Below are 13773 nucleotides of genomic sequence, written 5' to 3'. Positions count from 1 at the left end.
GAACGAAAAGTGGGCGGCTGAGGGCGTTCGATGAGGAACGACTGATGGCAAGGTATCCCGAGACTCTGGATGGCAACCCGCCGCCGGTGAGGAGACGCGGCGCGTGGCATTTCCTGACGCGCCGCCTGCCGAGCTTCGCATTCCTGCTGCTCGTCCTCTTCCTTGCGGTCACGGTGCTGTGGCGCTACGTCGTGATCACCGTCCCGAGCGGCCATGTCGGCGTTCTCTGGAAGCGGTTCAACACCTTCGACCTGTATTGCTGGTGCTTTGCCGGCCGCGGCACCATGCTCAATCCGCAGCAATTGCGCGGCGAAGGCCTTCATCTCGTCTGGCCGTGGGACCGGCTGTTCATCTACAATCTCCGGCTCCAGTCCACCGCCCAGACCTACAACGCCATTTCGCGGGATGGCGTCAACGTCGCGGTGCAGATGAACATCCGGTACCAGCTGCTCAACAACGCTGTCGCCGTCCTGCACAAATTCATCGGTCCCGATTACCTGAATTCCGTTCTCAGCCCGGAAATCGGGAGCCAGACCCGTCAGGTCATTTCGCAATACACCGCCCAGGAGGTGTATACGTCGCGCGAGATCATCCAGGAGAAGGTTCGCGACAACGCGCGCCGCGGCCTCAGCGTCAATCTCAACAAGCTGGTTCAGCCCGAGGCGATGGAGCAGCCGGATCCGAGAAACTACAACAATGCCTTGCAATACTCGATTCAGATTCTCGACACGCTGGTTCTGAGCATCGAGCTTCCGCCCGCCATCGTGGCCGCGATCAACCGGCAGACCGAGCAGTTCTATCTGATTCAGGAATACCGCTATCGCGTGGAGCGGGAGGCTCAGGAATCGAGACGCAAGCAGATCGAGGCGAACGGCATCGCTGCCTTTCAGCAGACCGTCAGCCAGGGTATTTCCGATTCCTATCTTCGCTGGCGCGGCATCGAGGCGACGCTGGCGCTGTCGCAATCGCCGAACTCGAAGATCGTGGTGATCGGCGGCGGCAAGGACGGTCTTCCGATCATTCTTGGCAATATCGATTCGCCGGCCAATGCGACGCAGGTGCCGCGAAAGGAGAATTCCGAGCCCGCTCCGGTGAGCCAGAGCGCTCCCGGATCGCAGGTGGCGCCACAGGCCGCACCACAGGCTGGATCGCAGGCCGCGCCGACAACGTCTTCGACCACCGTCGTGGTGCAGCCGGGTGCCGTGCAGGTGCAAACCGCCCCGGCAGCGGCGCCGAAAGCCGATACGCCGCCGAATGCCGACAAGAAGACCCCTGGTCCGGCGTCGTCCGCGACCCCGGCCAAACCGGACAAGGCGGCGGCGTTCAACCCGCTCGATCTCTCCAGTTACGAGGCGGTCCTGTCGCGGATCACTGGCGGCGCCCGGCCAGCCGAGGCGCCCCCGCCACCCGCCGCGGATGGTCCGGCGCCGCGGTCGGCAGAACGGCCGTAGCGAGCGTATCGATGCCACTAGCCATTCGAGAGGTTGCGGGCGTGCGATGCGAGTTGTGGCAGGTCGCGCAACCATCCGCCGGAGCGTTTTCGAGCGAGGCAGGCGGCGGCGCGGAAAACCCGCCAATTCAGGCACGCGACGCATTTTCGCGATTCGAAGACAAGCGAAAATGCTCTAGCATCGTGCGATCTGCGGGAGGACCGTTGTCGTGATCGCCAGGAAGCACACCCATCGCCCGGCCGAAACGACGATGACCTCGCGGGATGTCTGGCGGGCACTGACACGCCGGAGGCGGGTCTATATCCTGTTGATCGAAACCGTTCTGATCCTGAGCGTCGCATTGATCGGTCATATCACCGGACGCGAACTGAGCCGACGCCAGCTGCTGCAGCGCGACCTGACGATTCAGCAATTGCGGGAAGAGCGGCAGGAGGTCAGCGCAGAGTTGAACCAGCGCGCCGATCGCATCAGCGCACTGACGCTCAAGCTCAACGAAGTGCAGGGCGTGCTCAACAAGATCGTGCCGTCCGAGAACATCTTCGTGGTCAGGCCCAATCAGTCGTTGAACGTTGCCGACGGGCGGGTCCATGTCGGCCTGGTCGGCTCGCCCACCATTCAGGGCGTCAACATCAACATCAATGGCACGCAGCGGCTCCTGAACGCCGGTGACGTGGTCAACGTGGATGCCGACCAGGCCACCACATGTGGTGTCACGGTTCAATCATTCGACATGTTCACGGCCATCCTGCACGCGACCTGCACACCCAAGCCGCAATAGGCGCAACAGCCGGGTCCAGCCGCGGACCGCGTTGCGTCAATCCCAGATCAGAACGTTGGGAAGCGCGTCGTCGGCCTGCCGCAGCAGCGTATAGCCGACACCGGCCAGGCCGCGGAACAGGCCGAGATTGAACTTCGCTTCGCCGCTGTTCCACCGATAGTCGCCGGCCAGGCGTGCAGCCTGCACGACGGCGGTCAGGCGCTGGCCCGCGCGCTGGCGAAGATCGGACCGGTCGAGCGCCTCGCCGGCCTCGCAGAAGAATTCCACGCTGCCGAGCGTGCCACAGCACAGCGTGTCGATCTCACTCGGCCAGCCCTGCTCGACACCGGCAAGCGCATTGCGAATGTCGGCCTGCAGCCGGACAGGGTCCATGCCGCCGTGTTTCAACATCGCAGCACGAGCCATTCCGATACCGGGTGCGCCGTGACACCAGCGGCATGCCCAGCCCGGACTGCCTTCGTGACGCAAGTCGGGCCAGTTGCTCCGATCCGCATCGTAGCTGGAATTCTCGAATGCCAGGCTTTCGGCCGCGGCCACTCCGAATTCCTCGCGTCCGGTCGCTTCGGAAAGGGCGGCGAGCGCATAGGCAAAACCCGCGGCACCATGCGACATGCCGTTGAGGGCGCGAGCCCCGAGTCCAAGCCCGACCCAGGAGCGGCGGTGCTGCGGACCAAGCCGATCCTGCCGGAGCAGATGCTCGCCGCAACGCGCGGCCCGCGCCAGTACGTCGTCAGCCCGGGTGTCGCGATAAAGCCGAAGCAGTCCGAGGATCCCGCCGGCGCTGCCCGAGATCACGTCGAGCCGCCGGTCGGCGGCGATCAGATCGTCGGTGATGAGTTCGGCCGCGACATGGGCATCCGCAAGCAAAGCCGGATCGCGCAGGCTCGCGGCCATCACCGTCAGCGCATAGACGATCGACCCCATGCCGGTCGCGCCGCCGATCCCGAGCGAACGCGCGAAGCGTGCCGCGTTCCGGTCTTTCAGCTTGCGGCGCAGATGCGCGGTTCCGGCGAGAGCAAGTTCCGCGGATGCGGCGCGTCCGGTGACGGCCGCATGCGCGGCGAGGAAGACCGCGATCCCGGACTGGCCATTGTAGAGATCCGGACCGAGGCCGACGAGCTGGAAGACCTCGGCGTCACCGAGCCAGTCGAGCCCCATCCAGGCGGCGCTGGGGCCCCGCCGGATCGCGCGCGCAGACAATTCGGTGGCGATCCGGTCGGCTTCGGCAAGGAAGAAGTCCCGGTCCGGCGCGGTTTCGCCTTGTTCGGTCATCGCGAATGGCGCGGTCTCGGCGGACTTCGGCGGCGTCGTGTTGGCGCGGATCACGTCGGCCTGCCATGCGATTTCCCGTGCGTCAAAGCCTTGCATGCGGTCGCGCGCCCGGGTCAGCCCGGACGCCCCCGCCGACCTGGTGACGATGCCCGACGCGTCGCGGATGTCATGGCCGTCGCTGGGCGACACGAAATGCGGAACGTTCAGCGCCAGCAGTGCCGCCCGCTCCGCCGGCAGGAACGGCCATTTCGCGTCATTGTCGGCGTCCCAGTCCGAGAGACGCGAGACGAAATCCGCCTGGGCCGACCAGATCGTGCCGTCTTCCATGCTCCGATGGTTGCGCAGCCGCTGGATCAGCATGGAATAGAAGCGCGTCGGCCTGACCACATTGCGAACCGGCGCGCCGGCGAACCCGCGCAGCAGGTCGTCCGCACCGGTCGCCTGAATCCGATCCGAGAGGAATTTCGAATATTGCTCGAAACCGTCGATGAACACGTCGCGATATTCGCCGAACTTCGCGTAGCGCCCGTCGACATGCGGCAAATTCGGATTGCTGCGGTCGACAAGTTTGGTTTTCGCGGGCCGCATCGCGTCGGTGTTGACGTGGCTCCAGGAGAGCTTGATCCGGGAATTCCAGTCCGCCGTCATCCCGCCCATGGCAAAGACCGCGTTGTCGGGGCCGCGGCCGTATGCCGGCAGCAGACCGACCGCCATCACCGAATTCGCAATCATGTCGGCAACCGCATCCGAAGCGGCGCCTTCCGCCTCCGCCGTCACCGCACGGAGGGGGGACGTCTGCAGGATGGTCTCGAGATCGATCGGCACCGGGTGGTCGCCCGTTGCGATGATGTTTTCCTGGTGCATGTCGGTCGCGGCGAAGCAGTGAAGCAGCGCAAGCCAGGCGCCCGCCCTCCGGTAGAAGCGCTCGCAGCCGGTCTGGTCGGCGCAACCTTTATGCTCGATGAATTCGGTCCAGCCGTAGTGCTCGCGGACCAGGGGGCGCACCGCGCGCAATGCGACCGGCGGCTCGGACCGGTTCAGCCGTTCGACCAGATTGTGCCAGGCGAGGTCGAGCCGCAGGTCCTTCGGCTTGTAGACGACGCGCGCACCGTCCTCGAAGGTGGCGATCAGCACCGACCGCCCCCCATGATGGCGGTCGGAAAGGTCGCCACTGATCTGGGCCACGCGTGCCGGCAAATCGCGCGCGAGCAGGTCGCGGCGCAGCGGCCCGAGATCGGCATCCAGACGACGGACGAATTCGGCCGAGGAATCGATCCACTGTCGGGTGATCAGGGCAATCAGGCGCAGGAGGACCGGGACTTCTAGGAACATGTCGCGCATGCCGCCGGTCCGCATTTCCTCGACAAACCGGTCATATTGGGCGGTCCCGGCGCCTCCCTCCGCCCGTTTTTTTGCGAATCTTTCGTACAGCGCCGGCGCGCAAAGCTCGGAAAGCTCGCTCAGCAGCATCCGGCGCAGGCAAGCTTGCGCGGCTGCCGTAAGATTCTCGCGGCTGCGCTCATCGGTCTCGGCCCACAGCCGCGACTCCGCCCTCTCGACCACCGTCGACAGCAATTCTTCGAACGCGCACGGCTCGGGCTCCGGCTTTCCGCTCGGAACATCCCGAAGCGCTCCCTCGATCCAGACCGCGTCGCTGATCCACGCCGGGGGCGGCGCGCCAGCCGCCCGACCTGCCGTGGCAAATCGTCCCAGAACCTGCGCGAACGACAGCTCGTCGCGGGCGAGCCGGCGGTCGAACAATCCCCAGTCGCCGTTTGCGGCGGCGCGACACCAGGCGGCGAGCCGCAGCGCCGCTGGATTGCTATCGTCCTTGCGACCCGGCAGCGGCTCAAAGTCTTCCGACAAGCGTTCGTCAAACGTGGCCGCGCGCTCGATCATCCTCTCAAAGAATGCGTCCATCCATCCGTCTCAGGTCTTGCCGCGCCCACTTTCGTCGCGCCCGGCATGTCCGCCCGCTGGTGATCCAAGTCGACAAACCGATTCGTTGTCACGATGGTGAGCAAACCGGCCATTAGGTGACTCTATACTGCACTTGACGAATCCCTTGACCGGCCCGTGAGTGGAAACCGTCCGAAATTTCCGCCCGACCGGATGCCCCTCGGGATGAAACGCCCCTGGGCTATGGATCGCGACGAGCCCGGGTTGAATCGAAGGGACGAGGAAATGATCACTTTCGACGTCTCCGACGAGGCGCCTGAAAGTGCCGCGGGGCCCGAAACGGCCGAAAAACAAGCGCTCGGCTCATGTACGGACTGCCGGACTGCCGGGGTTGGCAACCGCCACGGCGCCTCGTCTCGGCGGTTGTACCCGCTCACGGACGGGCACGGGCATCTGTGCGGACTTGCTCAACTCCCGCACCGCTTCGCACGGGTCCAACGGCGTGCCGTTCGTTTACATTGCGTTGGTGAACCTTCCGTCCGACTGATTGACTTTAAGCCGCACTTGGCGAATTCTTGTTCCGCCAGTGGGTGGAATCGTCTAGAGTTTCCGCCGGACTGTCGGTGCCCCTGCGGGATGAAAGGAATTGCACTATGACCGTGATCACTCTGGGATTGAGCCAAGAAGAAGAGATTCTCGGCTTTGACGTCTCCGACGAAGCGCTGGAAGGCGCTGCCGGGACTGAGGCATCTGCGAATTACACGCTGGGCTCTTGCACCGGCTTGTCGGTTTGCCCGGCCTTCTGATCCTTCGGATCGCTTTTCGACTATGAGGCCTCTGTGGTGCCGCCTCCGCTGAAAATCGGAGGCGGCACCGCGTTTTTCTGCCTGATCTGCCGCTGACGCCGCCCTGACCATCTGCGTCTGATGCTGCGATGCGCACGGCCGGCGTTGTTCGCGCGGTTTCCGACAAGCCGAATCTCCTTTTGCGCCGGACCGCGGCGGTCCCCACATTTCCAGCTGGCTTCTGCCTCAATTTCTAGGCGCCCCCACCCAAATTCGATACCATATGTGCGAATCACTGCCCGGGTCTTTTGCGGGAGGCCGTAAGATGATTGTCACAGTGGCCACGATGAAGGGGGGCAGCGGCAAAAGCACGGTCGCAAGCTGCCTCGCGGTGTATTGGCATCTGCGTGGCCGGCGCCCAACCCTGATTGACGCCGACCCCCAGCGCTCGATCATGCGTTTGGCCGCGCGGGAACGCGCACTTGGCGGGGTTGCGGTCATCGAGGACGCGACCGAGGATGCGCCAAAGACGGCGCGCCGCATTGCAAATGCCGGCGGACTCGTCATTCTCGACACGCCCGGTTTTCGTTCCAAGACGACGGTGGAATGCCTTGCGGCGGCGGACTTTCTGCTGGTGCCGGTCAAGCCATCGCCGTTCGATGTCGACCGGATGCTGGACACACTCGGCTTTCTGACCGAGCGGACCGATGGACGGCGGCCGCTGTTCCGCTGCCTCCTGACCCAGACCACCCGCGAATCAGTGATTTCCCGACACATCCGGGCTGAACTGGCAGAGGCCGGTTTGCCGGTTCTTGAAAGCGAAATGACCAACCGGGTCGCTTATCCCGAAGCCTCGCTTTGGGGTGCGACGCCCAGCCTGATCAGCTGGAAGGGACCCGCGGCGCGTGAAATCGCCGCGATCGCCGAGGAACTCGATCTGTTGCTCGGCAGCCGGCAGGCCGCAGCATGACCCGCAAGCAGTTGCCCAAGGCCATCAAGCCTGCCCACACCATTCCGCGCACGATCGACCTGGAAGCCGAGGCCGAGCCGCGGCATCCGCTTCCGCGCCAGGGCGCGGAAGCGGATGCCGCGGAAACGGCAGCCTATATCTGGTCGCCGACCCCGCCGCCCGCCAATGATGTCCATCCCGACATGAACATGATCGCCGATCCGCAGGCGGAGCAGCGGCTGCGCTCTGCATTCAGAGTGGTTGAGCGCCACAAGATGTATGCCGGGCTTGGCGGCCTGGTTCCGATGGCGGCTGTCAATGTGGCCAGCGTCACGGCCGTCAATTTGCGGATGGTCAAAGTCCTCAGCGATCTCTACGGCGTTCCCTTCGAGCGCGACAAGACCCGGTCGATCGTCATCGGCCTGCTTGGAGGCGCAGCGCCGGCCGGACTTGCCGCTGCAACAGCCTCCACCTTTGCATTTGTGGTTCCGCTGGCCGGCGCTCTCGGGCTGGTGGTCTCTACGGTCGCCGCCGCTTCATTGACGGGGAAGATCGGCCTGTATTTTATCGAGCGCTTCGAACACGACGTGACCGGATAATTCAGGCAGCGCGGTCGGTTCGCTGGCCCCGTGTGGGCGGCAATCGAGCGAATGGTGTCCTGCGGGCTCGCAACTCCGCCAGGGATCAGCCGCGAAGCGTGCGCTCGCCACGCTCTACCCGTGCAGCCGCACTGCGGACGTGAGCCTCCAGTATCCTGACCGCCGATTTCCCGTCGCGATTCAGCACCGCCCGGAACAGGGACTTGTGCTCGCGGGCCGACTGCTCAAGCGGGAGGGTCCCGTTCAGCCGGGTACCATGGTGATAGCGGCCGGTCTGGTCATAGAGGGTTAGACAAAATCGCAGCATCCATTTCGAACCACACGCGGAAATGATTGCTGAGTGAAATTCGCGATTCAGCTTCTTCCATTCCTCGAGAATTTCCGGTCCGCCGCTTTCGACAGCCGAGTGAACACGCGACAGCCGGTGATAGGAGGCGACAACAGCCGCCTCCCATTCCAGATCGCCGTGCTTGATCGATTGCAGCAATGCCTCTTTCTCGATGTGCAGCCGCGTTTCGATGATGTCCTTGTATTCCTCCAGTGAGACCGGGGCCACTCTGTAGCCCCGGTTCAATTCGGCGACGACAAGCCCGGTTTCCGAGAGCCGCGACAGAGCCTCGCGCATCGGACTGAGGCTGATGCCGTAACGGTGGCCGAGCTGCTCGACCTGAAGCTTGGTGCCCGGCGCCAGATCACCGGACATGACCTCCGCGCGCAGCCGTTCGAAGGCAATATTGGACAACGTCTCGACGCGGTGTCGATCGGCGGGTGAACGAGATGCTGAAGACATGGGCATGATGTGCTGAGAATGTATTTATTTCGATCATTATCCAAGCCTTGACAAAAAATATATTGTGCAGGAACCTTTATATGCGAGTTCGCAGTCGCCGGGCGCAAACGCCGGGTGCCGGGATCGCGGGTCAGCAAACGGGGGGCAGTATGAACAGACTGATTGCCGGATTGGCCTGGTTGCTTTTTGCGATGTCTGCCGCCAATGCGCAGACCCCCATCCGCGTCGGCGTTGCGACCGCCGGCGGCACTACGATGCCCGCCCTGGTGATCAGCGACCAGAAACTTGACGAAAAGCACGGCCTGAAGATCGAGTGGGTCCGTTTGGATCAGAATGCATTGCAGAAGGCGTTTGCGTTGCGCCAGTTCGACGTTTCCATCGCGGAAGTGGCTTCCGATCTCATTCGCCAGCGCGCCCGCGGCGACAAGGTTACCGCCTTGTATAGCGGCATCATGGCCAACGTGTATGTGGTGACCAAGAAGGACGCGCCCTACAGCAATTTCGGCGACCTCAAGGGGAAGAAAGTCGGTGTCTACAGCCTGACCTCAAGCTCCACCGCGGCGCTGATCAAGATATTGCGGGAGCGCTGGAAGCTCGAAATGCGCAAAGATTTCGAGATCGTGGTCGCGCCGCCTCCGGTGCTGGTCGGCCTGCTGCAGAAGGGCGACATCGAGGCGATGGTGAATGTAGACCCGCTGGTGCTCCGTACGCTGGAATCCGGCGGATACAAGCAGATCATGGATGTCGACGCCGCATGGCAGGAGCTCACTGGGTCCCGCCTGATGGTAACGACAATTGCTGCCTGGGATGACTTTACAAAAAAGAATCCCGACCAGATTCGAAGTCTCATTCGCGCCTACCGGGAGGCGGTGGACTATATCGCCAAGAATCCACAGGCCTACGCCAGCACCGGCTTTATCAAGATGTCCGGTCTGAAGGAAACGCCGGAGATCATCAAGACGTTCAACGAGCGTTTCACCAAACTCTACACGGGGAAATGGGATCAGGCCCTCATCGACGCCAACAAGGCAGTGTTTGATACGGCGATCGAGTTGGGCAATCTCGAGTCCGTTCCGAACGACTGGTACTCCTTCGAATACGCAAAATAGGACGACAATGAACAAGGCAGTCACCCGCCGCGTCATCGAGGATCTCCGCGACTGGATTTCCTGGCTCGATGAGGAAGGTCAACTGGCCCGGGTCACGGCGCCTGTCGACTGGAATGAAGAGATGGGTACGGTCGCGCGCCGCGCCTACGACGTGCTCGGCGACGCCAGTCCGGCCATGCTGTTCCAGAACATCAAGGACTATCCGGCACCCGGACCGCATCAGGTGTTTCTCGGACAATTCCGCTCCTACGCCCGGCTAGCGATGATGTTCGGGCTGGACCCGCGTTCGTCCCAGCGGCGCGACATCATCGCGCGCTTCCGTGAATGCTTGCGCCACACGGTTCCGCACCAGCTGGTGGCAACCGGGCCCTGCAAGGACGTGATCAAGAAGGGCGACGATATCAACGTTCTGGAATTCCCGGTGCCGCTCTGGCACCGCCGCGACGGCGGCCGCTATGTCGGGACCATGCACGGCGTGGTCACGAAGGACCTGAATTCGGACTGGGTCAATATCGGCCTGTATCGGGTGATGATTCTCGATAAGAACCGTCTGGCGGTCTATCTCCGGCCCGGGCGGCAGCACATCGGCCAGCAGTTCCTCGCCTACCGTGACGCCGGCAAGAAAATGCCGGTCGCCATCATCATCGGCCTCGAGCCGGCCCTGCCGTTCTGCGCCAGCTCCGGAATTCCGCGCGGTGTTTGCGAATACGACGTCGCCGGCTCCATCAAGGGCGCGCCGATGGAGGTGACCAAATGCGAGACGATTGATCTTCCGGTCCCGGCCAATTCCGAAATCGTGATTGAAGGCTATATCGATCCGACCGAGACGGCTCCGGAAGGTCCGTTCGGCGAATATCCGGGCTATTACGGCGAGGTGCCCGGCCGCTCGCCGATCATGCACATCACCGCGATCACGCATCGCGAGAATCCGATCTTCCAGGGTTCGCTGGAAGGCCATCCGATCAACGAGAGCCATGTGATGGCGTCGGTCAGCAAGACGGCAACCGCCTGGGAAGCGCTGGAAAACGCCGGCATCACCGGCATTCGCGACGTCGCCACGCTGCCCGAAAGCGCTTCGGCGCATATCGTGGTGTCGTGCAAGATGAGCGTCGCCGGCCAGCCGGACTGGATCTGTTCGGTGCTCTGGGGACAATCCAATGCCACCTGGCACTGGAAGCACGTCATCGTGGTCGACGAGGACATCGACCCGTGGGACTCCCAGATGGTCACATGGGCGGTTTCCTGGCGCGTCAAGGCGACCGAGGACATCAAGATCTGGCCGCGCCACCGCGGCTCGCCGATCGATCCGCGCGCGTCCCCCGACGAAAAAGGCTACTGGGACCGGGTCCTGATCGACGCGACGCGTCCGTTCTCCTGGCAGCCGCGCGCGATCTGGGGCAGCGAAGGCGTCAACAAGGGCGAACCGCAGAAATATCCGCCGACGACGATTCCGGAGACCGAACTGATCAAGCAGGTAAACGCCCGCTGGGACGAATACGGCATCAATCCCACCAGGAACTTCATCGGCACGTCCAAGGGCATGATGAGCGTGTGGTGGGAAAATCCGGACGCGGCGGCGGCGGGGCTGTTCGACGAGGCGCTAGGCGAGCAGACGGGCATGTAGCCAGCAGTCATGGGCGGCGTTCTTCGCAGCAGATTTGTCATCTACATCGCGTCGGCGTTGTTGTTCGTCGGGGCGTGGTGGGTGGCGGCCCTGGTCGCAGCGAGCGCCGGCGCGGCGAATATCCTGCCCTCGCCGGCGGCCGTCGCGGCAACTGTGGTCGAACTCGCGCGCGACGGCGAAATCCAGCGCAACCTCTTCATCACGCTGTGGCGGGTATTCGCCGGCTTTGCCATTGCCGAGATCATCGGCATCGTGATCGGCACGGCGATGGGGCTCAACCCCAGACTGGAAATGCTCGCCGACGGCTGGATCATGATCCTGCTGACGATCCCAAGCCTCGCCTATTGCATCTTCGCGCTGCTGGCGTTCGGCCTGTCCGAAACCGCGATGATCGTCGCCATCGCGGCAACCACCTTGCCCTATGTGGTCGTCAACATCTGGAGCGGGGTCAAGGCGGTGGATGCCGGACTGCTGGATATGGCCCGTGCGTTCCGCGTCAACCGCTGGAACACGTTGCGGAAGGTGGTCCTGCCGCAGATCATGCCCTACATCTTTTCCTCGTCGCGATACGGCATCGGCATTGCCTGGAAAATTGCCGTGGTGGTCGAGCTGATGGGCGCGAGCCGCGGGGTAGGCTACATGCTGAATTATTCCTTCGGCCTGTTTTCGATGACGCACGTTCTCGCCTGGACTTCGATCGTGGTCATGGTGATGCTGTTCATCGAACTTGTGGCGATCCGCCTGATCGAGGAACATGTCCTCGCCTGGCGGCCGAAGGCCCATTGAGCCATGCACCCAATTCGTGTCGAGGGATTGAGCCTGAGCTTTCCCGGCCGGGATGGCAGCTCTCTGCCCGTCCTCGACAATGTCAGCTTCGACGTCGGGCCGGGCGAGTTCGTGAGCCTGCTCGGACCCTCCGGCTGCGGCAAGTCCACGCTGCTCAACATCGCGGCGGGTCTTCTTGCTCCCGATGCCGGCGTCATGCGGATCGGCGATCTGGTGATCCGTGCCGGCACCTCCGAGGTCCCTCCGCGCGTCGGCTATGTCTTTCAGAGCCCGCGCCTCCTGAACTGGCTCACCGTCGCGGAAAACATAAACCTGGTGCTCGATGCCGCGGGCACGCCGCGCGAAAGGTGGGACGCGGTCATCGATCATTATCTCGGCATGGTCGGGCTTGCGGACTTCAGGAACAAGTATCCGCTCGAACTGTCCGGCGGCATGCAGCATCGCGTTGCGCTGGTGCGTGCCCTGGCAATCGAACCGCAGATTCTCCTGATGGATGAGCCGCTCGGCGCGCTCGACGCGATTACCGCCCATCGCGTGCGCCAGGATCTGGTGCGCCTGTGGCAGGCGTCGAAGGCGACGGTGCTCTTTGTCACGCACAACATCGCGGAAGCCGTGCAACTGTCGGACCGCGTCATGCTGTTCTACGACCGGCCAACCAGCGTCTATCGCGACGTCCCGGTTCCGTTCGAGCGGCCACGCAAGACCACCGATCCGAAGCTGCTGGAACTGGAAGCCGCCATCACCGAGGACTTCTTCGCCAACATCATCAGGGCAACAGCGGCGTAGCCCTTCAGCAGAAGGACTTGCGCGCGTCTTGAGCCGACAAGGGGCGACATTTCAGCCGGGACCGATCGCCGCGGGCGGCGTTCCGATCGTCAGAAGCAGCTATTCGCGTGCCTGGCAGCCCGCCAGTACAACGCGTTTACGGGTGGGATCATGAGCGAGAGCAAGCGTTTGATCGTCGGCGTCAGTGGAGCATCGGGGGCGATTTACGGCTTTCGACTGCTTGAGCTGCTCAAGGGTTCGGGAATCGAGACCCATCTGATCGTCTCGCGCGTCGCCCGAATGACGATTTCGCACGAGACCGACAGGTCTGTCGCCGACCTGGAAGCGCTCGCCACGGTCACCTATCCGGAACAGGATCTCGGTGCGGCCTGTTCGAGCGGGTCGTTCAAGACCCTCGGCATGATTATCGCACCCTGTTCGATCAAGACGATGGCCGAGATCGCGAGCGGCGCGACCGGCAATCTCGTTTCAAGAGCCGCGGATGTGTGTCTGAAGGAGCGTCGCCGCCTCGTGCTCATGTTGCGCGAGACGCCGCTGCATCTGGGCCATATCCGGAGCATGGCCGCGGTCACCGAGGCCGGTGCCATTATCTACCCGCCCGTGCCGGCATTCTATGCCCGTCCCAAATCGCTTGAAGACATGATTGATCATACGCTCGGGCGGATGCTCGATCTCTTCGATCTCGATCTGGGAACCGTGCGCCGCTGGAGCGGAAAATCGCGCAAGGCCGGTGAAGCCTGACACGGCAACGAGTCTCGTTGCGGTCCGCAGCGGATGTCCGTCATGGCCGCGCATGCGTCATGAGCATGCGTCATGCGCATCGTAACGGTCTCTCAACGGAAACTTCCTTGCCGGGCCGATGACGTTGGTACCGTCGTGCCTCGACCTTGATGCAATGCTCCTGACGAAGCGCGGAACCGAGTTGAGAATAAATCTAAAGAAATA

12 protein-coding genes are annotated in these 13773 nt (G+C 63.2%); 10 read left to right on the top strand and 2 right to left on the bottom strand.

Annotated elements, in window-relative coordinates; translation table 11 throughout:
* Both AB7F49_RS18215 and AB7F49_RS18210 read left to right on the top strand, forming a co-directional pair.
* A partial coding sequence (locus tag AB7F49_RS18215) for an SPFH domain-containing protein (RefSeq protein ID WP_428524855.1) occupies positions 1-1451 on the top strand: 1451 nt, incomplete at its 5' end.
* A gap of 208 nt (positions 1452-1659) precedes the next feature.
* Complete coding sequence (locus AB7F49_RS18210; RefSeq protein WP_428524853.1) at positions 1660-2229, top strand: hypothetical protein; 570 nt, start codon at positions 1660-1662, stop codon at positions 2227-2229.
* A 36-nt stretch (positions 2230-2265) separates the two neighbouring features.
* Here AB7F49_RS18210 and AB7F49_RS18205 read toward each other — a convergent pair whose 3' ends face one another.
* Positions 2266-5421: a type 2 lanthipeptide synthetase LanM family protein gene (locus AB7F49_RS18205; protein WP_428524851.1), complete on the bottom strand. Its 3156-nt coding sequence runs from the start codon at positions 5419-5421 to the stop codon at positions 2266-2268.
* A 632-nt stretch (positions 5422-6053) separates the two neighbouring features.
* Between AB7F49_RS18205 and AB7F49_RS18200 the strand changes: the two genes are divergently transcribed.
* The 3 genes from AB7F49_RS18200 to AB7F49_RS18190 all read left to right on the top strand — a co-directional run bounded on the left by AB7F49_RS18200 (position 6054) and on the right by AB7F49_RS18190 (position 7733).
* Complete coding sequence (locus tag AB7F49_RS18200; RefSeq protein ID WP_428524849.1) at positions 6054-6206, top strand: hypothetical protein; 153 nt, start codon at positions 6054-6056, stop codon at positions 6204-6206.
* A gap of 304 nt (positions 6207-6510) precedes the next feature.
* The gene (locus AB7F49_RS18195) at positions 6511-7155 is read left to right on the top strand and encodes a hypothetical protein (protein ID WP_428524847.1); all 645 of its coding nucleotides are present in this window, start codon (positions 6511-6513) and stop codon (positions 7153-7155) included.
* Entirely contained in the window at positions 7152-7733 is a 582-nt protein-coding gene (locus tag AB7F49_RS18190; protein WP_428524845.1) for a DUF697 domain-containing protein, read from the top strand. The genes AB7F49_RS18195 and AB7F49_RS18190 overlap by 4 nt, the downstream gene beginning before the upstream one ends.
* 85 nt (positions 7734-7818) lie before the next feature.
* On the opposite strand, the gene AB7F49_RS18185 is transcribed toward AB7F49_RS18190, so the two are convergent.
* Positions 7819-8523: a GntR family transcriptional regulator gene (locus tag AB7F49_RS18185; RefSeq protein WP_428524843.1), complete on the bottom strand. Its 705-nt coding sequence runs from the start codon at positions 8521-8523 to the stop codon at positions 7819-7821.
* A gap of 149 nt (positions 8524-8672) precedes the next feature.
* Between AB7F49_RS18185 and AB7F49_RS18180 the strand changes: the two genes are divergently transcribed.
* The 5 genes from AB7F49_RS18180 to AB7F49_RS18160 all read left to right on the top strand — a co-directional run bounded on the left by AB7F49_RS18180 (position 8673) and on the right by AB7F49_RS18160 (position 13569).
* Positions 8673-9632 carry an ABC transporter substrate-binding protein gene (locus tag AB7F49_RS18180; protein ID WP_428524841.1) on the top strand — a complete coding sequence of 320 codons (960 nt, stop codon included), beginning with the start codon at positions 8673-8675 and terminating at the stop codon, positions 9630-9632.
* A 7-nt stretch (positions 9633-9639) separates the two neighbouring features.
* Positions 9640-11256 (top strand): UbiD family decarboxylase, encoded by a 1617-nt coding sequence (locus AB7F49_RS18175; RefSeq protein ID WP_428524839.1) that lies wholly within the window; start codon positions 9640-9642, stop codon positions 11254-11256.
* A gap of 9 nt (positions 11257-11265) precedes the next feature.
* On the top strand, positions 11266-12042 hold the full coding sequence (locus AB7F49_RS18170) for an ABC transporter permease (protein ID WP_428524837.1): 777 nt from the start codon (positions 11266-11268) through the stop codon (positions 12040-12042).
* Between the two features lie 3 nt (positions 12043-12045).
* Positions 12046-12828 (top strand): ABC transporter ATP-binding protein, encoded by a 783-nt coding sequence (locus AB7F49_RS18165; RefSeq protein WP_428524835.1) that lies wholly within the window; start codon positions 12046-12048, stop codon positions 12826-12828.
* Positions 12829-12978: 150 nt separating this feature from the next.
* On the top strand, positions 12979-13569 hold the full coding sequence (locus AB7F49_RS18160) for a UbiX family flavin prenyltransferase (RefSeq protein WP_428524833.1): 591 nt from the start codon (positions 12979-12981) through the stop codon (positions 13567-13569).
* Positions 13570-13773: the final 204 nt, after the last annotated feature.

It is taken from the genome of Pseudorhodoplanes sp. (assembly GCF_050250235.1).
Classification (GTDB): Bacteria; Pseudomonadota; Alphaproteobacteria; order Rhizobiales; family Xanthobacteraceae; genus Pseudorhodoplanes.
Note: the sequence above shows the minus strand (reverse complement) of the source record. Positions and strands in the feature narration are given on the sequence as shown.